This window comes from Sphingomonas sp. 37zxx, from assembly GCF_000786205.1.
In the GTDB taxonomy this organism is placed as follows: Bacteria; Pseudomonadota; Alphaproteobacteria; order Sphingomonadales; family Sphingomonadaceae; genus Sphingomonas.
In genome coordinates, this window is the sequence record NZ_JROH01000036.1 from 1 (window position 1) to 23436 (window position 23436).

Annotated in this window: 27 protein-coding genes and 1 riboswitch; of the genes, 14 read left to right on the top strand and 13 right to left on the bottom strand. The window is 65.7% G+C overall.

What is annotated here, in order from left to right:
• Positions 1-23: 23 nt before the first annotated feature.
• From rnhA to ispH, 3 genes are all read right to left on the bottom strand, one after another.
• The gene (rnhA, locus tag QU44_RS12830) at positions 24-491 is read right to left on the bottom strand and encodes a ribonuclease HI (protein WP_052134818.1); all 468 of its coding nucleotides are present in this window, start codon (positions 489-491) and stop codon (positions 24-26) included.
• Positions 488-1441 (bottom strand): homoserine kinase, encoded by a 954-nt coding sequence (thrB, locus tag QU44_RS12835; protein WP_033922677.1) that lies wholly within the window; start codon positions 1439-1441, stop codon positions 488-490. The genes rnhA and thrB overlap by 4 nt, the downstream gene beginning before the upstream one ends.
• Before the next feature lie 175 nt (positions 1442-1616).
• Positions 1617-2570: a 4-hydroxy-3-methylbut-2-enyl diphosphate reductase gene (gene ispH / locus QU44_RS12840; protein ID WP_033922678.1), complete on the bottom strand. Its 954-nt coding sequence runs from the start codon at positions 2568-2570 to the stop codon at positions 1617-1619.
• A gap of 121 nt (positions 2571-2691) precedes the next feature.
• Here ispH and QU44_RS12845 point away from each other — a divergent pair, with 121 nt between their 5' ends.
• From QU44_RS12845 to gcvPB, 5 genes are all read left to right on the top strand, one after another.
• Positions 2692-3342 carry a hypothetical protein gene (locus QU44_RS12845; RefSeq protein WP_231621738.1) on the top strand — a complete coding sequence of 217 codons (651 nt, stop codon included), beginning with the start codon at positions 2692-2694 and terminating at the stop codon, positions 3340-3342.
• A gap of 100 nt (positions 3343-3442) precedes the next feature.
• Positions 3443-3535, top strand: a riboswitch (glycine riboswitch).
• A gap of 170 nt (positions 3536-3705) precedes the next feature.
• Complete coding sequence (gcvT, locus tag QU44_RS12850; RefSeq protein ID WP_052134820.1) at positions 3706-4869, top strand: glycine cleavage system aminomethyltransferase GcvT; 1164 nt, start codon at positions 3706-3708, stop codon at positions 4867-4869.
• Complete coding sequence (gene gcvH, locus QU44_RS12855; RefSeq protein WP_033922679.1) at positions 4866-5237, top strand: glycine cleavage system protein GcvH; 372 nt, start codon at positions 4866-4868, stop codon at positions 5235-5237. Before gcvT ends, gcvH begins: the two co-directional genes overlap by 4 nt.
• A gap of 129 nt (positions 5238-5366) precedes the next feature.
• Entirely contained in the window at positions 5367-6725 is a 1359-nt protein-coding gene (gcvPA, locus tag QU44_RS12860) for an aminomethyl-transferring glycine dehydrogenase subunit GcvPA (RefSeq protein ID WP_033922681.1), read from the top strand.
• Complete coding sequence (gene gcvPB / locus QU44_RS12865; protein ID WP_033922682.1) at positions 6722-8317, top strand: aminomethyl-transferring glycine dehydrogenase subunit GcvPB; 1596 nt, start codon at positions 6722-6724, stop codon at positions 8315-8317. Before gcvPA ends, gcvPB begins: the two co-directional genes overlap by 4 nt.
• Positions 8318-8411: 94 nt before the next feature.
• Here the strand turns inward: gcvPB and QU44_RS12870 are convergent, their stop codons facing one another.
• From QU44_RS12870 to thpR, 3 genes are all read right to left on the bottom strand, one after another.
• Positions 8412-9593, bottom strand: a complete 1182-nt coding sequence (locus tag QU44_RS12870) for a glycosyltransferase (RefSeq protein WP_033922683.1) — start codon at positions 9591-9593, stop codon at positions 8412-8414.
• A gap of 119 nt (positions 9594-9712) precedes the next feature.
• Positions 9713-10024: a glycine zipper 2TM domain-containing protein gene (locus tag QU44_RS12875; protein ID WP_033922718.1), complete on the bottom strand. Its 312-nt coding sequence runs from the start codon at positions 10022-10024 to the stop codon at positions 9713-9715.
• A gap of 94 nt (positions 10025-10118) precedes the next feature.
• Positions 10119-10658 carry an RNA 2',3'-cyclic phosphodiesterase gene (thpR, locus tag QU44_RS12880; protein WP_033922684.1) on the bottom strand — a complete coding sequence of 180 codons (540 nt, stop codon included), beginning with the start codon at positions 10656-10658 and terminating at the stop codon, positions 10119-10121.
• A 115-nt stretch (positions 10659-10773) separates the two neighbouring features.
• Between thpR and QU44_RS12885 the strand changes: the two genes are divergently transcribed.
• Together QU44_RS12885 and QU44_RS12890 are read left to right on the top strand one after the other, a co-directional pair.
• Positions 10774-11520 carry a Bax inhibitor-1/YccA family protein gene (locus QU44_RS12885; protein WP_033922685.1) on the top strand — a complete coding sequence of 249 codons (747 nt, stop codon included), beginning with the start codon at positions 10774-10776 and terminating at the stop codon, positions 11518-11520.
• Positions 11521-11636: 116 nt separating this feature from the next.
• Positions 11637-11933, top strand: coding sequence for a hypothetical protein (locus tag QU44_RS12890; RefSeq protein ID WP_033922686.1), 297 nt, complete (start codon positions 11637-11639; stop codon positions 11931-11933).
• 199 nt (positions 11934-12132) lie between these two features.
• Here QU44_RS12890 and QU44_RS12895 read toward each other — a convergent pair whose 3' ends face one another.
• From QU44_RS12895 to QU44_RS12910, 4 genes are all read right to left on the bottom strand, one after another.
• Complete coding sequence (locus QU44_RS12895; protein ID WP_033922687.1) at positions 12133-13440, bottom strand: amidohydrolase; 1308 nt, start codon at positions 13438-13440, stop codon at positions 12133-12135.
• Positions 13437-14078: a DUF4893 domain-containing protein gene (locus QU44_RS12900; protein ID WP_033922689.1), complete on the bottom strand. Its 642-nt coding sequence runs from the start codon at positions 14076-14078 to the stop codon at positions 13437-13439. The genes QU44_RS12895 and QU44_RS12900 overlap by 4 nt, the downstream gene beginning before the upstream one ends.
• A 66-nt stretch (positions 14079-14144) precedes the next feature.
• Positions 14145-14927 (bottom strand): 3-hydroxybutyrate dehydrogenase, encoded by a 783-nt coding sequence (locus QU44_RS12905; RefSeq protein ID WP_033922690.1) that lies wholly within the window; start codon positions 14925-14927, stop codon positions 14145-14147.
• A gap of 29 nt (positions 14928-14956) precedes the next feature.
• Entirely contained in the window at positions 14957-16102 is a 1146-nt protein-coding gene (locus tag QU44_RS12910; protein ID WP_033922691.1) for a patatin-like phospholipase family protein, read from the bottom strand.
• Between the two features lie 136 nt (positions 16103-16238).
• Between QU44_RS12910 and ypfJ the strand changes: the two genes are divergently transcribed.
• Genes ypfJ through QU44_RS12930 form a run of 4 tightly spaced genes read left to right on the top strand, consistent with a single transcriptional unit; the run spans position 16239 to position 18238 of the window.
• On the top strand, positions 16239-17117 hold the full coding sequence (ypfJ, locus tag QU44_RS12915; protein WP_033922692.1) for a KPN_02809 family neutral zinc metallopeptidase: 879 nt from the start codon (positions 16239-16241) through the stop codon (positions 17115-17117).
• Positions 17118-17121: 4 nt separating this feature from the next.
• Positions 17122-17595 (top strand): GreA/GreB family elongation factor, encoded by a 474-nt coding sequence (locus tag QU44_RS12920; RefSeq protein ID WP_033922693.1) that lies wholly within the window; start codon positions 17122-17124, stop codon positions 17593-17595.
• A 2-nt stretch (positions 17596-17597) separates the two neighbouring features.
• Positions 17598-18050 (top strand): YaiI/YqxD family protein, encoded by a 453-nt coding sequence (locus QU44_RS12925; protein WP_081988030.1) that lies wholly within the window; start codon positions 17598-17600, stop codon positions 18048-18050.
• Positions 18051-18058: 8 nt separating this feature from the next.
• Positions 18059-18238, top strand: a complete 180-nt coding sequence (locus QU44_RS12930) for a hypothetical protein (RefSeq protein ID WP_033922694.1) — start codon at positions 18059-18061, stop codon at positions 18236-18238.
• Between the two features lie 8 nt (positions 18239-18246).
• Here QU44_RS12930 and QU44_RS12935 read toward each other — a convergent pair whose 3' ends face one another.
• Positions 18247-18744 (bottom strand): DUF427 domain-containing protein, encoded by a 498-nt coding sequence (locus QU44_RS12935; RefSeq protein WP_033922695.1) that lies wholly within the window; start codon positions 18742-18744, stop codon positions 18247-18249.
• Positions 18741-19082, bottom strand: coding sequence for a thiol-disulfide oxidoreductase DCC family protein (locus QU44_RS12940; RefSeq protein WP_443018087.1), 342 nt, complete (start codon positions 19080-19082; stop codon positions 18741-18743). Before QU44_RS12940 ends, QU44_RS12935 begins: the two co-directional genes overlap by 4 nt.
• A gap of 55 nt (positions 19083-19137) precedes the next feature.
• Between QU44_RS12940 and QU44_RS12945 the strand changes: the two genes are divergently transcribed.
• Positions 19138-20064: an NAD(P)/FAD-dependent oxidoreductase gene (locus QU44_RS12945; protein WP_033922697.1), complete on the top strand. Its 927-nt coding sequence runs from the start codon at positions 19138-19140 to the stop codon at positions 20062-20064.
• Positions 20065-20133: 69 nt separating this feature from the next.
• Here QU44_RS12945 and QU44_RS12950 read toward each other — a convergent pair whose 3' ends face one another.
• On the bottom strand, positions 20134-20811 hold the full coding sequence (locus QU44_RS12950; RefSeq protein ID WP_033922698.1) for a TonB-dependent receptor: 678 nt from the start codon (positions 20809-20811) through the stop codon (positions 20134-20136).
• Between the two features lie 456 nt (positions 20812-21267).
• On the opposite strand from QU44_RS12950, the gene QU44_RS12955 reads away from it, so the two are divergent.
• Positions 21268-22446 (top strand): hypothetical protein, encoded by a 1179-nt coding sequence (locus QU44_RS12955; protein ID WP_033922699.1) that lies wholly within the window; start codon positions 21268-21270, stop codon positions 22444-22446.
• Positions 22443-23435, top strand: coding sequence for a KpsF/GutQ family sugar-phosphate isomerase (locus tag QU44_RS12960; RefSeq protein ID WP_033922700.1), 993 nt, complete (start codon positions 22443-22445; stop codon positions 23433-23435). Before QU44_RS12955 ends, QU44_RS12960 begins: the two co-directional genes overlap by 4 nt.
• The last annotated feature ends 1 nt before the right edge of the window (position 23436 follow it).

The following is a 23436-nucleotide window of genomic DNA, read 5'->3' on the forward strand; positions in this document are numbered from 1 at the left end:
CCAAGCCCTTTTTCAGCAGCCTGTTAGACGCGCCGACCGGCTGCCACGGCGGCATCGCTCGCCAGCTTGTCGGCGCGTTCGTTGTCGGGGTGGCCGGCATGGCCCTTTACCCATTTCCATTCGACCCGGTGCGGTGCGGCGGCGGCGAGCAGCGCCTGCCATAATTCGGCATTCTTCACCGGCTGGCGCGCGGCGGTTTTCCAGCCATTCTTGCGCCAGCCGTGAATCCATTTGGTCAGCCCGTCCATGACGTAGCGGCTGTCGGTCGACAGCGTTACGCGGCATGGCTTGGTCAGCGCGTTCAGCCCCTCGATCGCCGCCATCAGCTCCATGCGGTTGTTGGTGCTTTGTGCCTCACCGCCCGACAATTCCTTTTCGGTGGCACCGAAGCGGATCAGCGCGCCCCAGCCGCCGGGGCCGGGATTGCCCTTGCATGCGCCATCGGTGGCGATTTCGACGTGAGGGAGTTCTTTAGCGGGCAGGTCGGTCACATAAATGCTTTCGGGTTCGATTCATACCAGTCGAGCCGGCGAAGATAGGCCAGCGGATCCTTGCGTGTCACCAGCGCGCCCGCCGGCGTGTTCAGCCAGTCCCAGGCGCGGGTGAGCAGGAAACGGATGCACGCGCCGCGCGCCAGCACCGGCAGCGCCGCGCGTTCCTTTGGTGTCAGCGCGAAGCTGTCGGCATAGCCCGCGATCAGCGCGCGGCCGATTTCGGGGTCGAGCGGGTTGCCCTGCGCGTCGAAGCCCCAGGCCGAATGCATCACCGCCAGGTCATAGGCGCGGATGTCGGTGCAGGCGAAATAGAAGTCGATCAGCCCGGTTATCCGGTCGCCCAGCATCAGCACATTGTCGGGAAACAGATCGGCATGGATCGCCGCGACCGCGAGATCGCCCGGCCAGGCCGCGAGCACCGAATCGAGCGAGCGCGCGACCCGGTCGTACAGCCCCGGCGCGATCTGGTTCATCGATTCGCCGCACTGGTCGAGCAGCGGCCGCCAATGCGTCGCGCCCAGCCCGTTGGCGCGGGTGCCCTCGAACGTCGCAAGGCTGGCATGCATTCGCCCCAGCGCCTGCGCCGCCGAATGCGCCTGTGCCGGGGTCGGGTGGCTGACCGATACGCCCGACAGGAAGCGGATCAGGCAGGCGGGCCGCCCTTCAAGCGTGTGGATCGTCTGCCCCTGGCGATCGGGGATCGCGGGCGGCACCGGATTGCCGTCCGCCGCCAGATGATCGAGCAGCGACAGGAAGAAAGGCAGGTCGCCCACCGACACCCGCTTTTCATACAGCGTCAGGATGAAGCGATCGCGCGTCGTTTCGACCAGATAGTTGGAGTTTTCGACCCCCTCGGCGATCCCCTTGGCCGAGACGAGTTCGCCGACGTCGAATTTGGAGAGGAAGGCCGAGAGCGATTCGGCGGAAACCTGGGTGTAGACGGCCATGAAGTTCCTGTCGGTCCAAATAAAACGCAGACACCGCCCATCCACCGTTCGTGCTGAGTAGCCGCTGAGCTTGTCGAAGCGGCGTATCGAAGCAGCCGTCAGCTTCGGGCAATGTCCTTCGATACGGGTCTTCGCCTTCGCTCAGCCCCTACTCGGGACGAACGGAAAAAAGTGGCTACGCCGCCTCCAGCCCGCGTGGCAGCTTGAAGGCGATCGTTTCGCGATTGGTTTCGACCTCGCGTTCCTGCACGTCGAATCGCTGGGCGATCGCATCGACGACTTCGCGCACCAGGATTTCGGGGGCCGATGCCCCGGCAGTAATCCCCAGCGTTGCCACCCCGTCGAACCAGCCGAAATCAAGCTCGGCGGCGCGTTGGATCAGCTTGGCGCGGGTGCCTTCGCGCTCGGCGACCTCGACCAGCCGAACCGAATTCGACGAATTGGGCGCGCCGATCACCAGCATCAGGTCGCACGCGCTGGCGATCGCCTTTACCGCGGTCTGGCGGTTGGTGGTGGCATAGCAGATGTCGTCGGGGCGCGGTGCCATCACTGCGGGAAAGCGCGCCTGCAACGCCGCCACGATCGCGGCGGTATCGTCGACCGACAGCGTCGTCTGCGTCAGGAACGCGACATTCTGATCATCGGGCACGGTGATCGCCCAGACATCCTCGACCGTTTCGACCAGCGTCATGTCGCCCTCGGGCACCTGACCGAAAGTGCCGATCACTTCGGGATGGCCGGCATGGCCGATAAACACGATGTGGCGACCGGCGGCGACCAGCCGCTCGGCCTGGCGATGCACTTTCGATACCAGCGGGCAGGTGGCGTCGAGATAGGAAAGCCCGCGCTCGGCGGCCTTGGCGGGCACCGCTTTTGGCACGCCGTGCGCCGAAAACACCACCGGCACTCCATCGGGCACCTCATCGAGATGATCGACGAACACCGCGCCCTTGTCGCGCAGGCTGTCGACGACGAAGCGGTTGTGGACGATTTCGTGCCGCACATAGACCGGCGCGCCATATTTCTCGATCGCAAGCTCGACGATCTGGATCGCGCGATCAACACCTGCACAAAAGCCGCGCGGGGCGGCGATCAGCAGTTCTAGGCTTGGCTTTGGCTGGTCGGTCATCGTGCATGGTCTCTACGCGATTGCTTGCGTGGGCGGAAGGCGGTTCCTATGGTCGCGCGCGTCCGGGCCGATGCAAATCGGTGGCGGTGCGTTGTTCTGTGCAGATAAGGTGTGTGCCTACGTGACGATCCGCAAATTTGCCGTGCCGCTCGTGCTGGCTTCCACCATCCTTACGGGTTGCGCCAAGACCGGCGACATCGAACTGGACGGCGGCGTCGGGATCACCGCGGTTCGCACCGCCTGCCCGATCGTCGGCGTCCCCGCCGGCACCGGCGACATCACGCTGTTCGATCCGCCCGCCAGCCGCGAGGCAAGCGCGATCGACGTGACCGCGACGATCACCAACGTCCGATCGACTTGCAGCGAGGCGGGGGCCGACGTCGTCACGACGGTGACGTTCGACGTACTTGCGCGCCGGATGCGCGGCGATCAGCCGCGAACGGTGACCGTGCCTTATTTCATCGCGATCGTGCGCGGCGGCAGCGCGGTGACCGCCAAGCGTGTCGACCAGGTGACGCTCAATTTCCCCGCCGGCCAGACCGGCGCGACCGCGCAGGCCAGCGCAACCAGCGTGATCGCCAAGAGCGCTGCGTCCTTGCCCAAGGAAGTGCGCGAACAGCTCACCAAGCGTCGCCGCGCCGGCCAGGAGGAGGCCGCGGTTGATCCGCTGACCGCGCCGGGGGTTCGCGATGCCGTTTCGCGCGCGACGTTCGAGGCGCTGGTGGGATTCCAGCTTACCGATGAGCAATTGCGCTATAACGTGACGCGCTGAGGCGCTGCCCGGGGCTTGTTTCGCGCCTACGGCCTTGTGCCCGATTGACTCGCTTCGCTCGTGCAGCCAAGACCGCATCGTCGATGCCGGGCAACTGGCATGGGCACGCGCGGGAGAGCGTTTCGGGCAACCGAAACCACCGAAGGAGCAACCGCCCCGGAATCTCTCAGGTACTCGGGACCGCGCGGTGCCGACGACACTCTGGAAAGCGGTGCGGCTTTTAGCCGGCACCCACCGAAGGGGTAAGCCGATACCGGCCCTGTAGGGACGGCGGCGAAAGCTCTCAGGTTCCGTGACAGAGGGGGCGACCGATGCGACGCGATCAGCGGGCGCATTGTCGTACACCCCGATGGAAGGAAACCCATGAGCGATCACGTCATCGACGAAGCTGCCGAATTCGACGAAGCGCCTGAAACCCCGGCAATCGAGGCGTTGCCGCTGGATGGCTGGCATCGCGCGCGCGGCGCCCGGATGGTCGAGTTTGCGGGCTATCACATGCCGATCCAATATGATGGCATCATGGCCGAGCATCTGTGGGTACGCCAGAGTGCCGGGCTGTTCGACGTCAGCCATATGGGCCAGTTGCGGATCGAGGGTGAGGGTGCCGATGCCGCGCTTGAGGCGCTGCTGCCCGGTGACATCAAGGGGCTGGGCACCAACCGGATTCGCTATTCGCTGCTGCTCGCCGAGGATGGCGGCATTCTCGATGACCTGATGGTCACGCGGCTGCCCGGCGGCGACCTGTATGTCGTCGTCAACGGCGCGACCAAATATGAGGATCTGGGCTATTTGCGCGAGCATCTGCCCGACGACATCACGATCAACCATATGGACGAACATGCGCTGATCGCGGTGCAGGGGCCAAAGGCGGTCGATGCGGTCGAGCGGCTGGTGCCCGGCGTTGCCGATCTGGTGTTCATGACCGCCGGCGCGTTTGCCTGGAACGGCGTGGCGCTGTGGGTCAGCCGTTCGGGCTATACCGGCGAGGACGGGTATGAGATTTCGGTGCCCGCCGATTCGGTGCAAGCCTTTGCCGATGCGCTGGCGAACCAGCCCGAGGTGAAGCCGATCGGCCTGGGCGCGCGCGATTCGCTTCGGCTCGAAGCCGGATTGCCGCTTTATGGTCACGACCTCGATCCCGAGATCACGCCGGTCGCCGCCGATCTGGGCTTCGCGCTGTCGAAGCGGCGGCGCGAGGAGGGCGGCTTCATGGGGGCCGAGCGTATCCTGGCCGAGCGCGAACAGGGCTCGGCGCTCAAGCGGGTCGGCCTGACGGTCGAAGGGCGGCAGCCGGTGCGCGAAGGTGCGCTGGTGGTCGACAGCGCGGGCGAGGCGATTGGCCGCGTCACTTCGGGCGGTTTTGCCCCCAGCGTCGGCCAGCCGATCGCGATGGCCTATGTTCCGGCGGCCTATGCCGTCGCGGGCACCACGCTCAGCCTGTTACAACGCAACAAGCTGCATCAGGCACAAGTGGTGCCGATGCCGTTCGTCCCACATCGTTATATCCGCAAGGGAGCCACTGCATGAGCCGTCATTACACCACCGATCACGAATGGATCGACGTCGATGGCGATGACGCGACTGTCGGCATCACCGATTATGCCCAAGGCCAGTTGGGCGACATCGTCTTCGTCGAAGTGCCCGAGGAAGGCCGCGAAGTCGCCAAGGGCGGCGAGGCTGCGGTGGTCGAATCGGTCAAGGCCGCCAGCGACGTCTATGCCCCGGTGTCGGGCACCGTCACGCTGGGCAACCCGGCGCTGGTCGAGGACCCGAGCCTGGTCAATTCGGACCCTGAAGGTGCCGGCTGGTTCTTCAAGCTGAGCCTCACGCAGCAGTCCGAACTCGAAGGGCTGATGGACGAAGCCGCGTACAAGGCGTTCGTGAGCGGTTTGTAACGCTTCCCCCCTCCCGCTCGGCGGGAGGGGCCGGGGGTGGGCCTATCCACCCTCACTACCGTTTGACCGTGAACCGACCGCCTCCCCACCCCCGACCCCTCCCGCAAGCGGGAGGGGGGAGAAGTTAGAATGCGCTATCTGCCTCTCACGACCGACGATCGCACCGCAATGCTGGCGACGATCGGTGCCGCCAGCATCGACGATCTGTTCGTCGATGTGCCGCAAGCCGCCCGGCTCGACGGCCCGATCCACGGGCTTCCGGGCCATGCCAGCGAGCTGGCGGTCGAACGTCACCTCACCGCGCTTGCCCGCAAGAACACCGTCGCGGGCGAGGTGCCGTTTTTCCTGGGGTGCGGGGCGTATCGCCATCATGTGCCCGCCAGCGTCGATCACCTGATCCAGCGCGGCGAGTTCCTTACCGCCTACACCCCCTATCAGCCCGAAATCGCGCAGGGCACGCTGCAGATGCTGTTCGAGTTCCAGACCCAGGTCGCGCGGCTGCTGGGCACCGATGTCGCCAACGCATCCATGTACGACGGATCGACCGCGTGCTGGGAAGCGATCACGATGGCGCGGCGGGTGACGCGGCGGGCCAAGGCGATCGTCTCATCGGGGCTGCATCCGCATTATGTGTCGGTCGCCAACACGATGGCCAAGTTTACCGGCGACCAGCTCGAAACCGGCACGCCGACGCTCACCGCCGATCCCGACACCGCCGATCTGATCGCCCGGATCGACGACGATACTTCGTGCGTGGTGGTGCAATATCCCGACATTCTGGGCCGAATCGCCGACCTGTCCGAACTCGCCGCCGCCTGCCAGGCCAAGAAGGCGCTGCTGATCGCCGTGGTGACCGAGCCGGTGGCGCTGGGCGCGATCCGCAGCCCAGGTGAAATGGGTGCCGACATCGTCGTCGGCGAAGGCCAGTCGCTTGGCGTCGGGCTGCAATTCGGCGGGCCTTATGTGGGGCTGTTCGGCTGCAAGGAGAAATATGTCCGGCAGATGCCGGGTCGGCTGTGCGGCCAGACGGTGGATGCCGAGGGCAAGCGCGGTTTCGTGCTGACGCTGTCGACGCGCGAGCAGCATATCCGCCGCGAAAAGGCGACGTCGAACATCTGCACCAATTCGGGGCTGTGCGCGCTCGCCTTCTCGATCCACATGACGTTGCTAGGGGAAAAGGGCCTGCGCGGGTTGGCGCAAGCGAACCACCTCGCCGCCAGCGCCGCCGCCGACCGGCTGGCGCAAGTCGCCGGGGTCGAATTGGTAACGCCGACCTTCTTCAACGAATTCACGCTGAAGCTGTCGAAGGAGGCGCGGCCGGTGGTGCGAACGCTTGCCGATCGCGGCATCCTGGCAGGGGTATCCTTGGGCCGGCTCTATCCGGGTGCCGAGGCATTGCAGAACGGGCTGGTCGTCGCGGTGACCGAAACCGCAACCGCCGAAGATGTCGAAGCGCTTGCGGGCGCGCTTGAGGAGGTGTTGGCATGAACGCGATCAACCAGAGCGGCTGGAAGCCCGAAATGGGCAGCGGCGACACCGCCGCCGCGGCGACCTTCACCGGCAATCGCGCGCTGATGCTCGAAGAAGCGCTGATCTTCGAGATCGGCAGCGACACTACCTGCGGCGTCGACCTGCCGACGACGCCCAAGGGCAGCAGCCGCCTGGGCAACCTGGCGCGCGCCAAGCCGATCGGCTTGCCAGGCCTGTCCGAGCCCGAGACGGTGCGGCATTACACGCGCCTGAGCCGCCAGAATTACGGTATAGACCTGGGCTTTTTCCCGCTCGGTTCGTGCACGATGAAGCATAATCCGCGGCTCAACGAAAAGATGGCGCGGCTGCCGGGCTTTGCCGACATCCACCCGCTCCAGCCGGTCGATACCGTGCAGGGTGCGCTCGGCGTCATCAACGAACTCGCCGTCTGGCTGATCGAGCTGACCGGCATGCACGCCGTCGCGATGAGCCCCAAGGCCGGCGCGCACGGCGAATTGTGCGGCATGCTGTGCATCAAGGCGGCGCTCGAGGCGCGCGGCGAGGGGCATCGCAAGGTCGTGTTGGTGCCCGAGAGCGCGCACGGGACGAACCCAGCCACTGCCGCGTTCGCCGGCTTCACCGTCGAGAATATCCCCGCGACCCCCGAGGGCCGCGTCGACACCCCCGCGCTGAAGGCAAGGTTGGGGCCAGATGTTGCGGGGGTGATGATCACCAACCCCAATACCTGTGGCCTGTTCGAGCGCGATCTCAAGGAGATCAGCGACGCGGTGCATGCGGCGGGCGGTTATGTCTATTGCGACGGTGCGAACTTCAACGCGATCGTCGGCCGGGTACGGCCAGGCGACCTCGGCATCGATGCGATGCACATCAACTTGCACAAGACCTTCTCGACCCCGCATGGCGGCGGCGGGCCGGGCTCGGGGCCGGTGGTGTTGTCCAAGGCGTTGGCGCCGTTCGGCCCCTTGCCCTATACGGCACGTACCGCCGACGGGGTCGTCCATTTGATCGAAGAGGCCGATGCCGAGGCTTTCGAACGCGAGCATTTCGGTCGTCCACTGACCAGCTTTGGACGAATGACGGCATTTCATGGCCAGATGGGCATGTTCACCCGCGCGCTCACCTATATCCTCAGCCACGGCGCCGACGGCCTGCGCCAGGTCGCCGAGGACGCGGTGCTCAACGCCAATTATGTGCTGCGCAGCCTTGAGGGCACGCTCGACGCGCCCTTCGCCGCTTCGGGGCCGTGCATGCACGAAGCATTGTTCAGCGACGATAATCTGGCCGAGGGCTTCTCGACGCTCGACATCGCCAAGGGGCTGATCGACGAGGGTTTCCACCCGATGACGGTGTATTTCCCGCTGGTCGTCCACGGCGCGATGCTGGTCGAACCGACCGAAACCGAAAGCAAGGCCGCGCTCGACCAGTTCATCGGCGCACTGCGCTCGGTTGCCGAACGCGCCAAGGCGGGTGATCCGTCGCTGAAATCGGCCCCGCACTTCGCGCCAAGGCGGCGGCTCGACGAGACGCTGGCGGCGCGCAAGCCGGTGCTGGTGTGGAAGGACGCGCCGCTGGCCGAAGCGGCGGAATAGGGCAGGGCGGGGAGAGGGGGCACCCTCTCCCCGTGCGTGCCGAGCTGTTCTTCTTATCCGCCGGTCGAAGGAGAAGGGCGGTCCTTCGGCAAGCTCAGGACGAACGGGAATAGGCTTCGACCAATCCCGCCAGATGCGCCCGCAGCGCCTCGGCATTGCGCTCCCAAGTAAACCGCGCCGCTGCCGCACGCACCGCCCCGACATCGGGTGCCTCGGCCAACATCGCCGCAATCCCATCGGCAAACCCTTCCACCGTGCGAGCGACGATCCGCCCCGCTGCGGGCCGATCGACCACCTCGGCAGCGCCCCCCGCATCGGTAATCACGATCGGCGTCCCACTCGCCAGCGCCTCGACCCAGGCGTTCGCCAGCCCTTCCGACGACGACGCCAGCGCCATCGCATCCGCCGCGCCGAGCAACGCTGGTAAATCATCATGCGGCACGCTGCCCAGCAACCGCACTCGATCGCCGATGCCCGCCGCGTCGATCCGCGCCTGTAGCGCCGCGCGCTCAGGGCCGTCGCCAGCGATCAGAAGCGACACCCCCGCCAGCCGCGCCACCGCGTCGATAACGATGCCATGCCCCTTGCGCGGGATCAGCGCGCCGACCGCCACCACTAACGGCCCGGTCACGCCCAATCGTGCCTTGGCCGCCACACGCTCGATCGGCGCGAAGCGTAGCTGGTCGACGCCGGTATGATGCACCCGCACCTTTTCCGCCGGCACTCCCATCGCGATCAGATCGGCGCGCATCGCTTCGCTCACCGCCAGCACGCCATCGGTGGCAAGCGCCGCGCCGCGCACTTGCCGCGCGGTCGCGGGAGCATTGCCCCAATGATGGACATCGGCCCCGCGCGCCTTGATCGACACCGGCACGCCGAAGCGCTTGCCCAGCGCCACCGCCGCCGGCCCATCGGGAAAGAAGAACGAGGCGTCGATGACGTCGAAGCGAAACTCGGCGCGAATGCGCGCCAGTACCGGCACCAAAGCCCGGCCTAGCATCGCGGCATGAAACCGTCCGCCGGTCGCGGGGATATTGATGAAGCGGGGTCGCTCGATGGCGATGCCCTTCCAGCTTTCGGCCAGCGGCAACCCGGCAAGCGGGGCATATCGCGGGTGGCGAGATAGCGGGAAGGGGGGCAATCCGACTGGCGCGACCGCGCGAACCGCTACATCGGGCAGGGCGGCCAGCCCAAGCGTCTGCCGCTCGACGAACACGCCGAAATTGGGGCGCGTCGCATCGGGGAACAGGGTGGAGAGGGTTAGGACGCGCAGCATCGGCTACGCCTTAGCGGCACAAATGTAACGGCGCATTACCGCGCCATCACAACCCGTCATTCCCGCCTTTGCGGGAATGACGGGGGCGGGCCTTTCACCCGTCGATCAACACTATCGGTTCAGCGGCACTTGCTCCCGCCGCGCTCGATCGCGCGGCCGGCAACCGCGCCGGCGCCTGCACCGACCAGCGTGCCCAGCGTCCGGTCACCGCGCGTGTCGATCGTGCGGCCCACCAGCGCGCCGGCCACGCCGCCGACGACCAGGCCGGTAGTGCCGTCGGGCTTGCGGCAATAGCGCTTGCCGTCGCGACCGCGCCATTCGCGATATTGGCTGCGCTTCTGTGCCGATGCCTCGGCCTTGTCGGTCGGGATCACGATCGCGACCGGGGCGACCAGGCTTGCGGCGGCAACCGCCATCATGATGGTACGCATGAAATACTCCGTGTTGGTTGCAGAACTGACCGCGATAACGCCGCACAGCGCCAACGGTTTCATGAACGAAACGACAGCCGCCGCCGGGGTGCGCTCAATCGCCGCTCAGCGGGTAGCGGGCGATGGTTTCATATATTGGCCCGTCGCGGCCAAGGCTGCTTTCGAACAGCAGGAAGTGATCGAGCGTGAAGGGGGGGCTGGCCAGCGCCGCCTGATCGGCCAGAAACCGCTCGACCGGCCCCGCGCCGCCGCCCAGCCGCGCCAGCGTGACATGCGGCAGATAGGCGCGTCCCTCGGGCGGCAGGCCGATCCGCACCAGCGCTTGGTCGATCTTGCGATGCAGCCGCCCGATCGCATCGACCGGACGAACCCCCGCCCACACGCAATTGGTACGCCCGCGCTTTTCGAATCGCCCGACCCCGGCAATCGCCAGCGTCAGCGGTGCGGCGTGGATCGCCCCCAGGGCGACCGCGACATCCTCCGCCACCGGGCGTTCGACCTCGCCGATGAAGCGAAGGGTGATGTGCAACTGGTCGTCATCCTGCCAGCGCGCGCCGATCACCCCGTCCATTGCGGCGATAAGCTGTTCGCGCACCGCAAATGGCGGGCGCAGGCCGACGAACAAGCGGTGCATGACGCGGGCTTAGCGCCGATTCTATATCGCGGCGACCCGGTTTCGCTTGAATTGGCGGGGCAATCACACGATATTCAGATCATTCCGGCAAGTGGGCCGGGCAAAGGAGTTTACAATGGCAAATTGGTCGGATCCCCGGACGACCGCCGCACCCTATGCGACGGGCGCAGGTACGCGCACCGATGCGTATGATGCGGGGCTGCGGTCCTATATGCTTTCGGTTTACAACTATATGACGTCTGGCGTGTTGCTGACGGGTATTGTTGCGTTGCTGTTCTCATGGGGCGGCATCGAATCGCCCGCCGCACAGATCATGATGGGTGGCGGTATCCTGAAGTGGATCATCGTGCTGTCGCCGCTGGCGATCGTGTTCGCGATGAGCTTCGGGCAGAACCGGATGTCCACCGCGACGCTGCAGATGCTGTATTGGGGCTTTGCGGTCCTGATGGGTCTGTCGCTGTCGACAATCTTCCTGGTCTATTCGGGCACGTCGATTGCTGGCGCGTTCTTCGCCACCGCCGCGGGCTTCGCAGGGCTGAGCCTGTTCGGCTACACGACCAAGAAGGATCTGTCGGCATTCGGCACCTTCCTGATCATGGGTCTGGTCGGTCTGATCGTCGCCAGCTTGATCAACCTGTTCCTGCAGTCGGGCGTGATGAACCTGATCATCTCGATCGCAGGCGTGCTGATCTTCGCAGGCCTCACCGCTTATGACACGCAGAAGATCAAGAGCATGTACGCGCAGGTCGCGGGAACCGATATGCAGGGCAAGGTCGTCATCCTTGGCGCGCTCAACCTGTATCTCGACTTCATCAACATGTTCCTGTTCATCCTTCGCCTGTTCGGCGGCAATCGCGACTGAGGCTTCTCGCTTCAGCGCAGGATCGGGGGTCTGGTGAGCGATCGCCAGACCCCTTTTTCTTGGGAACACGCATGCCCCCCGCTTCGTTGAGCGGACCTATCACAAGAGGGTATGACATGGCCGAGCGCGAACTTCCGATCGACGATGCAGCAATCGACAGCCTTGCAGTGGCACCAGGCGATCCGGCGTTGAAGCAGGGTTCGGTAGCCAAGGGCGACGCCGGCGACGATGCCGACATCGCCGCGCGATTGCATGATAATCCCGAAGATCCCGACGCCAAGCTCGATCGCGGGCTGGACGAATCGATGGACGCATCGGACGTGCCGGCCTTGACCGTGCCGGGGGCCGGCACCGAACCCGCACCATCATCGGGCTATGACGAAGACGCCGAAGCGAACCACCGCAGCGACTGATGCGCCCACATTAGAGTATGATGGCTTGGTGCCGATGCGTTCGTGTCGTCATTCCCGCGAAGGCGGGAATCCATAACCACTGCACTGGCATATGGATTCCCGCCTTCGCGGGAATGACGAAAAGAAGGTCGAATGACGAAGGGAAAATCGACGGATCAACCTAAAGTCATCGCGCTTTAGCGGCCGGCTCGATCGGCGCTTAGCCCTTCTTCAGAATATCCAGCGCGGCGGCGGTGGTGGCTTCGGTGGCGGTGCCGATCACCGCTTCGGCATCGGGTGCCCAGGTGGCGCTGTGCAGCGACGGCAGTGCCGCGCCGCTCGCCTGTGCCGCCGTCCATTTATCGCGGGGCACGCCGCCGACCCAGAACAACACGCTCTCGATCCGCTTGTCGGCCAGGTAATAGCGGCTGAAATCCTCGCCCACCATCACGGCGGGCACCTCGGGGACGCGATCGGCACCGAAGCGCCGGGTGAACAGTGTCTTCATCTGCCCCGACAATGCCTCGGTGTTGAAGGTCGCGGGGGTGTAGTCGGTCCTCACCGTCACCACCGGCATCCGGTCATCGGGGATACCCGCCGCAATCGCCTCGCCGCGCGCGACCCGCGCAATGCCTGCGAGCAGCTTTTGGCGCACTTCGTCCGAGTAGCTGCGCACCGTGATCAGCAATGTGGCTTCGTCGGCGATGATGTTGTGCGAGGTGCCGCCGCGAAAGCTGCCGACGGTGACGACGGCGGGCTGCTGCGGATCATTCTCGCGGCTCACCAGCGTCTGCAGCGCGCCGACGATCCGCGCGCCCAGCACTACCGGATCCTTGGTCGTCGCCGGATATGCGCCATGCCCGCCGATCCCGCGCACGACGACGTCGACCGAATCGACATTCGCCATCATATACCCCGCGCGCACCGCCAGCGTGCCCGCGGCCATCGTCGCGCTGTCGTGAAAGGCGATTGCGTGGCTTGGCTTGGGGAAGCGGGTGTAGAGCCCGTCGTCGAGCATTGCCTTGGCCCCCGCGCCCTTTTCCTCGGCGGGCTGCGCGATCATCACCAGCGTGCCCGACCATTGGTCCTTCATGCCGGCAAGGTTACGCATCGCGCCGACCCAGGCGGCCATGTGGGTATCGTGGCCGCAAGCGTGCATTACGCCGGTTTCGGTGCCCTCCGCCGTCGTGGCGCGTATCTTCGATGCAAAGGGCAATCCCGTCGCTTCGGTCACCGGCAGTCCGTCGGTATCGGTGCGGATCAGCAGTACCGGCCCCGGCCCGTTGCGCAGCACCGCGACGACCCCATGCCCGCCAACCCGCTCGGTCACCTCGAAACCGGCATCGCGCACCAACTTCGCCAGCTTCGCGGCGGTCTTCACCTCTTGCAGGCTAAGCTCAGGCGAGGCGTGCAGATCGCGATACAGCGTCATGAGCGCGGGAAGCTGCGCCTGCGTCGCCTCGCGCACCGGCTCGGCGGCGGCTGGGGTGGCGAGCAGGCCGGCGATCAGCGCGACATATGCGTTCATGCCGGTACCAGTTCGACGACGTCTATTTTTGATTCGAAGCGCGGCCAGGGCAGCACTACCCGCCAGCGACGTTCCTCCACCCGCTCGACAAAGCCCGCCATGTCGCGGTCGGCGTCCTGGCCATATTCGAGCGGCGCACGCTCGTCTCCCAGCACCAGCGTGCCCAGAAACACCGCGCGGGCGTCGCCATCGGCGAACAACAGCCCCACCGGGCGTTGCGTTCCGCCTTCCTTGTACAGGCTCAGCATGTCGCCTTCCTGATCCACCCGGCAGCGGAAATAGGGATAGGCGACATAGTCGAGCATTGCCGGGCCTGCCGCGCCCAGCTTGAACACGCGGCAGCGATAGGCCCCGGCGGGGGGTATCGCACCGGTCAGCGCGCGATCGGGATCGAACAGCGCGCCTTGGGCGCGGATTTCGGCAACATTGGTTTGCCGTGCGGCTGACAGCCCCTGCATCCAGGCATCACGCCAGCGCCGCAGCCGATCGCGATCGGCGGGCGTGGCAATGGTACGCCAATCGGCCGACGCGGCTTCGACCGGTTTCGACGCGGCCATCGGCCCCGGCCCCCCGCGAAGTCCGCCGCAGCCGGCAACGATGAGTGCCAGGCCGCATGCCGCCAGCGTTTTCGAAATCATGGTACGCGAATCCCGAATGGTTTCGTATACCCTAACGCTGGTTTCCGGCTTGCCAAGCGAAGTTGGCTACGCGGTCCACCCGCCATCGACCGACAAATTGGCCCCGGTGATCGATTTCGCCTCGTCGCGGCACAGGAACAGCGCCAGCGCGGCGACCTGTTCGGAGGTTACGAACTCCTTGGTCGGCTGGGCATCGAGCAGCACGTCGTTGATCACCTGCTCGCGCGTCAGGCCGCGTGCCTTCATCGTGTCGGGGATCTGATGCTCGACCAGCGGCGTCCAGACATAGCCGGGCGAGATGCAATTGGCGGTAATGCCAAAGGTCGCGGTTTCGAGCGCCACGGTCTTGGTCAAACCGGCAAGCCCGTGCTTGGCGGCGACATAGGCGGCCTTGTTGGGGCTGGCGACCAGGCTGTGCGCCGATGCGGTCGAGATGATCCGGCCCCAGCCGGCTTCCTTCATATAGGGAACCGCGGCGTGCATGATGTGGAACGCCGAGCTTAGGTTGATCGCGATGATCGCGTCCCATTTCTCGGTCGGGAAATCCTCGATCTTCGACACATATTGGATGCCGGCGTTGTTGATGACGATGTCCGGCCCGCCCAATTCTTCGTGGCAGCGCTTCACCAGCGCGGCGATCGCGTCGGGCTTGGTCATGTCGGCGGCATCGTACAGCGCCTTGCCGCCGCTGGTTTCCGCCAGCGCAGCACGCTCTGCCTCAATCGCGGCTTCGTCGCCAAAGCCGTTGATCATCACATTGGCCCCTTCGGCCGCCAGCGCCTTGGCATAGGCAAGGCCGATGCCAGAGGTCGATCCGGTGATGAGGGCGGTCTTGCCTTTCAGGAACATGCTATTCTCCGTCTGCGTATCCGGTCGGCTCAACGCCGGGTAAGGTCGAACGCTGCCGATCGGCCATCGACGATGTTCGCCGCCATCACTTGCGACTGTTCCATCGTGCGGTCGATCGCGTCACGCCCTGCCTGCCAATGTTCGCGCATCGTTCGCTGCGAAAACTCGAAATCGCGGCTGCCGCCTTCCCACGCATTGGCGCGGTGGATCAGGTGGACCAGCGCGACCGGCAATTCCGCCGCCTGTGCCTTGAGCGCGACGACGTCGGGATCGTCGCGCATCTCGGCGGGCAATTTGTCGAGCACGCGCCGGATCGCCTCGCGCTCCTGCCGCAATTTCAGCCGCTCGGACGAAACCTGGCGGGTGCGGCTGGAATAGCGGATTTCCTTTTCGCGGTTTATCACATCGGTCATCGTGCGCGGGCTGTCCGACGTGGCCGAGAACAGATCGACCTGGAATACCAGCATCGCCGCGTCCTGATAATCCATGACGTGCGTCAGCGGCGTGTTCGAAACCAGCCCGCCGTCCCAGTACAGCTTGCCGTCGATATCGATCGGCGGCAGCCCCGGCGGCAGCGCGCCCGATGCCATGATGTGGCGGGCGTCGATCCGGTCGGTGTGCGAATCGAAATAGCGGAAATTGCCGCTTTCGATTTCGACCGCGCCGACCGACAGACGGATCGGGCCTTCATTGGCAAGATCCCAGTCGATCAGGCTGTCGAGCGTGTCCTTGAGCGGGGTCGAGTCATAGAAGCTCAGCGCTTCGCAACTGCCGGGGCTGGCAAAGCTGGGGGGCAGCACGCGCGGGCGGAAAAAGCCCGGGACGCCTTGCGCGATCACCGCGCCGGCCGACCATTCATGCAGGAATTCGCGCAGCAATTCATTGGGAAAGATCGGAAAGCTGGGCAACCCGCTGGTCAGCAATTCCCAGAAGGCGCGAAGCCGTTCGACCCGGCGTTCGGGTGGGTTGCCGGCGATGATCGCGGCATTGACCGCGCCGATCGAAATGCCCGCGACCCAGTCGATATCGACCTCTGATTCGGCAAGCGCCTCGAACACGCCGGCCTGAAAACTGCCAAGCGCGCCGCCGCCTTGCAGGACCAGCGCGACACAGTCGGGAAGCGGCAGCGTTTTGGCGATGCGGCGGCGAGTGGGTTTGGGTTCGATGTCAGCCATAACTGTCAAGATGGCGTCTGTGCTGCACCGCATCAACACCGTATTTGACGAATAACGCGCCCGTCGTTGCAACATACTGCCAACCCTGTGCATTCTGCGGGCGATCCTTTTTCGATTTATCACGGACCGTGCCGCAATGCGCCTCGACGACTTCGACCCCAGCGACAATGTGCGCGACCTTGGCTCCGGCGGGGGAGGCGGCGGTGGATTTGGCTTGCTGGGGCTGCTGCCGTTGCTGATGGGGCGCGGCATGGGCTGCGGCGGTATCGGCCTGCTTGTCGTGGTCGGGCTGATCTATGTCGCGATGAGCGGCGGGCTTGGCGGCTTGACCGGCGGCGGGTCGCAGGCTCCGTCCGGTGCGACGTCGGGCGCGGCGGTGTGCAACACCGAAGCGCGGATGTTCAGTTGCCGGGTGTTGGCCTCGACCGAGCAGACCTGGGAGAAGCTGTTTGCGGCGCAGGGCAGCACCTATCGTCCGGCGACGCTCAATTTCTACCGGGGCGGCGCAAACTCGGGCTGCGGTCAGGCAAGTTCGGCGGTCGGGCCATTCTACTGCCCGTCCGATCAGGGGATCTATCTCGACACCAGCTTTTTCGACGAACTGGCACAGCGCTACGGCGCTGCCGGCGATTTCGCGCAGGCCTATGTGATCGCGCATGAAGTCGGCCATCATATCCAGAATCTCACCGGCCAGGCGGGCGAAGTGACGCGCCAGCAGCAAAGCCTGGGCAAGACGCAGGGCAATCAGCTTTCGGTGCGTCTGGAATTGCAGGCCGATTGCTATGCGGGGGTATGGGCGGCGCAGAACCGGCAATATCTTGAAGCGGGCGACATTCAGGAGGGCCTGACCGCTGCTAACGCGATCGGCGACGACACGCTGCAACGCAAGTCACAGGGCCAGGTAGCCCCCGACAGCTTCACGCATGGCAGTTCGGCGCAGCGCAAGGCATGGCTGCAACGCGGCCTCGACAGTGGCGATCCTGCCATTTGCGACACTTTTAGCGGGGCGATCTGATCGCATGAGCGTAGCGTTCCGTCGTGAGAGCGACGAAGAGCATAAGGAACCGGCGTTCGAGCTGCCCTTGCCCCCCGGTCCCAATCTGGTGACTCGCGCAGGGCTGGCGCTGATCGAGGCGCGGCGCGATGCCGCGCAGGCGGCGGTCGATGCCGCATCGGGCGAGGAAGAGGTCAAGCGGCTGCGGCGCGACTTGCGCTATTGGCACACGCGCGCCGGCACTGCCGAGTTGCAGCCCGCCCCGGTGGGCGACGTGGTCGCCTTTGGCGCGCGCGTGCGCTTTCGACTGAACGGGCAGGAGCGGACGATCGCGCTGGTCGGCAGCGACCAGGCCGATCAGGCGGCGGGGCTGGTCCCCTTCACCGCGCCGCTGGCGCAGGCGATGATGGGTGCCGAAATCGGCGAATGCGTCGATTTCGCGGGCAAGCCCGAAGCGATCGAGATACTGGCGATCGAGGCGCTGGAGCCCGAGGGCTGAGCATGATCCGTATTCTGGTCGATGCCGATGCCTGCCCGGTCAAGGATGAAGTCTATCGCGTGGCCCAGCGGCACGGCGCGCAGGTCGTTATCGTCAGCAATCAGCGGCTTCGGGTGCCGCCGCTGCCCTTTGTCGAACGGATCGTGGTGAGTGACGGCTTCGACGCCGCCGACGATTGGATCGCCGAGGCAGCCGGGCCGCGCACGATCGTGGTGACCGCCGACATCCTGCTGGCCGATCGCGGGCTGAAGGCGGGCGCGGTGGTGCTGTCGTCGAACGGCAAGCCCTTCACCGCCGCGTCGATCGGCAGCGCGATCGCGGTGCGCGCGATCATGGCCGATCTGCGCGCGGGCGGCGATCAACTGGGCGGACCGCCGCCCTTTTCCAAACAGGACCGATCGCGCTTCCTGTCGGCGCTGGACGATGCGCTGGTACGGTTGCGGCGCGCGGGGTAGGGGGCTGCATGGCCGAAAAATTCGAACGACATCGTCAGCCCTGGACACAGGACGAAATCCAGAAGCTGCATACGCTGGCGAAGAAGGGCATGGCGCTCAAAGCGATTGCCAAGGCGATGACGCGAAGCGAGGAATCGGTGAAGGACCGCGCCAAGGCCGACGGGCTGAACATCGCCAAACTTCGGTAGCGGCAGCGTTACCAGAAGCGGCTGCCGGGTATCCCCTTGAACGGACCGGCAAGGTCGGTGGTGATCCACCCGCCGTAAAAGCCGCCAGGCTGCGCCACCGCGCACTCGCCATCGACCAGGCAGGTGTCGAACAAGGCGGGATAAAAGGCGATATGATCGCGCATCGCCGCAAAGGGCGCGGTCGGGCTGGGATAGGCCCAGGCGGCGTCGGGGATGACTTCGCCCGCGATGATCGCGTCGAAATAGATCGCCTGCCCCTTCCATTCGCACAATGATCGCCGGCCATTGGGGCGAAGCAAGCCCGCCTCGACATCGGCAGGCGAGAAATAATAGGTCGGCGGGTGGCTGGTTTCGAGCGTGCGGAAGCCCGCGCGGGTGTCGGCGACCATCACGCCGCGATGCCGTATTTCCAGATGCCGCGCGGTCGGCTCGCAGATCGCGGGGCGCGGAAAGTCCCAGACGCTCTCCTGGCCCGGGCCGACCGGATCGGGGGTGGGCCAGTTCATCGTGCCACCATGCGTTGCAGCCGGGGCCGGACACGCAGGAACCGAAGATATAACCGCTCGAGCAGGTTCAGCACCACGCGATTGCGCGCCGCCAGGCCCAGCGGGCGGAGCAACGGGATCGCTCGCCACATCGCCGCGAAGGCCGCCGCGCCCGACAGCATCTGTCCGTCCTCTTCGGCGTGGAAGCGGGCAAGCGCCGCCTTGCGATCGATCGGGCAACTCGCCTGCGGATCGGCGATGTCGACAAAGGCGATCGCTCCGCGCTTGTCGAGCCGACGCATTGCCGCGATCTCGCGCCGGCACAGCGGACATTGGCCATCGTAAAAGACGCGAAGCATTGCCATGTGCCGCAAATGGGGTGCGTTGCCGCGCCTGCAACGGGAAGGGTGCCGAATGGACGTAGCGATTGTGGGGGCGGGGATCGCCGGCCTTGCCTGTGCCGATGTGCTGGCGGCGGCGGGGCATCGAGTCGCGTTGTTCGACAAGGGGCGCGGCCCCGGCGGGCGGATGTCCACCCGCCGCGTCGATCAGGATGGCGCGCGCTACAGCTTCGATCACGGCGCGCAATATTTCACCGCGCGCGATCCCGATTTCGCCGCGCAGGTGGCGATCTGGGAGGCCGCCAGCATCGTCGCGCGCTGGCCCGCCGCGGGCGATGACGCATGGGTGGGCACGCCCGGCATGAACGCGCCGGTGCGCGCGCTGGCCGAGGCCCATTCGGTCAGCTGGGGCGCGCGGATCGAAGCATTGTCGCGCACCGATCAGGGTTGGCAGCTCGATTCCCGCCCCGAATATTATGCGGCGGTGGTGGTGGCGGTGCCCGCCGAACAGGTCGCGGCGCTGGTTTCGCCTTATGCCCCCGATCTGGCCGAAGCCGCGACCGCGACTCCCTCCGATCCATGCTGGACGCTGATGGCGGCGTTCGACACGCGGATCGCGGTTGCCGGCGATGCGCTGCGGGGCGGGGCGGGCGATCCGCTGGGCTGGGCGGCGCGCGACGGGGCCAAGCCGGGGCGCGCTGTCGACGAGACATGGGTGGTGCAGGCGGGATCTGACTGGTCGGCGACGCATCTGGAGGAAACCCCCGATGTGATCGTGCCGCAATTGCTGGCCGCGCTTGCCGAGCGCGCCACCGCGCCGCTGCCGCCTGCCACCTACACCGCCGCGCATCGCTGGCGCTACGCCCGCACCACCGGGCGCGATAGCGGCGTGACTTGGGTGGCGGACCTTGGCCTGGGGCTGTGCGGCGACTGGCGGCAAGGCCCCCGGATCGAGGCGGCGTGGCTGTCGGGCCAGCGGCTGGGGCAGAAGATCGCCTGATCGCCAGAAGGACCGCGCTGGTGAAAGCGCGGTCCTTCCGTCATCGGGGGGTAGGCGGGGGTCGCTGCGTCAGAAATCCAGACGCAGCGTGGTCGAAATCGCCCGACCGTTGAGCAACCGCCCGCGAACGATGCCGCTGGCCGGGATGGTGGCCTCGTCGATCCCGGTCAGCGCGATGCTGTCGAACAGGTTCGTGGCGTTGAGCGACAGCAACACCCGCTCGACCGGCCGCACCTGTACGAAGGCGTTGGTGGTGACATAGCCCGGCGTCTTCAACAGGTTGACGTCCTGGGCATAGCTGTCGGTCGTGCCGATGAACACCGCGCCCGCCGTCAGGCTGAACAAGCCCTGGCGATAGCTGCCTTCAAACTCCAGCCCCTTGGCCTTGTAGTCGCGCGCGATGACGCTACCGTTCGAGGTGTTGATATTCGAATCCTGCGCTTCGACATGGAAACCGGTCAAGTTCACCGTCATGTTGGCGTTGCGATATTTCACACCGATTTCGGCCTGCTTCACCGGGTCATAGGCTGCCTGCGGAATCGCCAGCCCGCCGGTGCGGTTGTCGATCACCGCGCCAAAGGTGATGCCGGTCGAATAGGACAGATAGCTATAGGTGTAATCGACCGGTGCGGGTGAATCGAGCGGCGTGATGCCGACACGCTGTTCGGGCGGCGAGATCACCCCGTCGCCATTGATGTCGCGTGCGACCTGGCCGATCCGGCCCTGCCCCAGATCCGCGCCGAACACCTGGCCCTTGGCGCTGCCGAAATCATAGCGGGTGCTGCCGCCGATCGACAGGCGACCGAAGCGGGTTGTCCAGTCGATCGCGGCCCTTGGCGACGCCGGTCGAGAAAACTTCCTGAACCGGGGCTTTTTTTCTCCTTAGCGGCTTCGGCAGGGTCGGTTCCGCGGGCGGTTTGGGCAAAATTCTTAGCCTTATAGGAACACGGGCGACGCAGGTTGCGCGCGGGTTGAAATTTCCATCGCGACCGCAACCATTGTGGCGATTGTCGCTGATGCGCCTGCTGACCAGCCGGCGAATAGGCAATTTTTTCCTACCGCCGCGCCCGTCTCCGCCGACCCGGTCCTACAATGCAGGAGTATCGATCGTCGGGTGACGACACCGCACATCGGCGGTTGCCTCGCCCGACTGGCAATCGCGTGCATGCCGCTTGGGCATTGGACGGCAAGGTGGAACACTGAGTGCGCGTTTTATTCTATCTGCCAGTGATTACGCCTTGGTGGTTCGACCATATCGTCGCGCCGCTGATCGGGCTGCTGGCGAACGACCATGACGTGCATGTCATGGCACCCCCGCCGTGGCGCAACACCGGGATCGGCCAGCGCGAACTCGCGATGTGCGCGCATCTGCCGCAGGTGCATTGGCATATCTGCGATGGCGAAGGCCATGAAACGATGCGGACCGAGCCAGTCGATCCGGCTGCGATCATCGATTTCGTCCGCTCGCTCGCCCCGGATTATGTGCTGTGCCGATCCGCCGATTGCGCGACGGTGGCGGCGTTTCCAGGGGTGGTTCGCCATTTGATGGAAGGGGGCGCAGCGCCGCTTTCCGTGCCCAACACCTGGGTGTTCTTGCAGCAGCAGCCCTTTGACCACGGCCTGTTGCCGCCGCTAGACGCCGGCGAAGGCGACCGGCTGGATGCGTTGATCGCTCCCGTCTGGGATGCGCTGTCGGCGCTGGCAGAGCCTGCGCCAGCGGATCGCCAATCTTTCCGGGCCTGGGCCGATCTGCCCGCCGATCGCCCGATTTTGGCGCTGCCGCTGGAATATGAGCATGAAGAAAACTTCTTTTTGGCTCACCGTATCGGGGCGACGCCCAACCATCGGCTGATCGCGCAACTGGCGGACAGCATCGACGATCGCTTCATCCTGGCGGTCACCAATCATCCGCTGAACGAACTGCTGATCGACAACAGTGCGCTAGAGGCAGAGATCGCGTCACACGCACCGCGCATCCGGTTGCTGCCGGGGACCATGCCGGGCGGAGCGAACACGACGATGCTGCTGGCGCGCGATGCCGATGGCATGCTGGTCGGCGATTCCAAGGTATATGCGCTTGCCGGCTTTTTCGGCACGCCGATGCTGAGACGTTCGCGCTTCGCGACCGGCGACTGGCTCAACGCCTGTGCCGACCTTCCCGCGTTTCTGGCGGCGGTAGCTCAAGGGACTGCCGCACGACCCGATCGCGTCCAGGCACGCCTATGGTTCGCCTTTCACATCGCCAATCAATTGTTCGATCCGAGCGAGCCCGCCTTTACCGCGCAGGATCTGTTCGCGCGGTTGGATCGTCCGGTTGATCCTGCCCGCTGGGACGCGGGCTTTGCCCGATACCGGGCCATAACCTCGCAGGTGACCCAATGAACGCGCTCACCGCCATTTCCCTCGCCTCGCCCGACCTTGCCACTGCCTGGTTTCGCGATGTGATCGCCGCCGAACGCAATGCGCTGTCGCGTTTCCTGCGGCAGCCGATGGCCGAAGTGTCCGACATCGTCGCCCTGCTCGCGCATCAGGCACGACCGATCGTGCTGATGGGGGTGGGCAAATCGGGCCATGTCGCCGCCAAGCTGGCCGCCACGTTTTCCAGCCTGGGCACCGCCGCACTGTTCGTGAACGCTGCCGAGGCGGCGCATGGCGATCTGGGCGCAGTCGAGGCCGGCAGCGTCGTCATTATCCTGTCGAACAGCGGCGCGACCGACGAGATCGTGCGGGTGATGCCGCTGCTGAAGGCGCGCGGCTGCACCTTGGTCGGCATTATCGGCCGGGCACATTCGCCGCTGGCCCGCGCGGTCGATCATTGCATCGTCGCCGCCGTCGAATGCGAGGCCGACCATATCGGCATGGCACCCACCTCCAGCACGACGCTGCATCTGGCGATCGGCGATGCCCTGGCCGTCGCGGTCAGCCGTGCGCGCGGCTTCACGCGCGAGGATTTCCTGCGCCATCACCCAGCCGGGCTGCTGGGTCGGCAGTTGATTCCGGTATCCAGCCTGATGTGTCAGGGCGATGCCATCCCCAAAGTGGCAACCGCGACGTCGCTGGTGGACTTGCTGGCGGTGATGTCGAGCAAGCGCATGGGTGCTGCCTGTGTGGTCGATCCGGATGATCACTTGCTGGGATTGATCGTGGATGGCGATGTTCGCCGCCACATCCAGGCGGGCGGCGATGTGCAGGCGGCAAGCGCGGGGGCGATGATGCAGCCGCGGCCGCAGGTGATCGGGCTCGATGCGACCGTCGGCGACGTGCTGTTGATGCGCGGCAATGGCGCCAAGCGCTGGCTGGTGCTGCCGGTCGTCGACGATGCGGGCCGTTTGTGCGGCCTGCTCCACACCAATGACCTGATGCAGGGCTGAT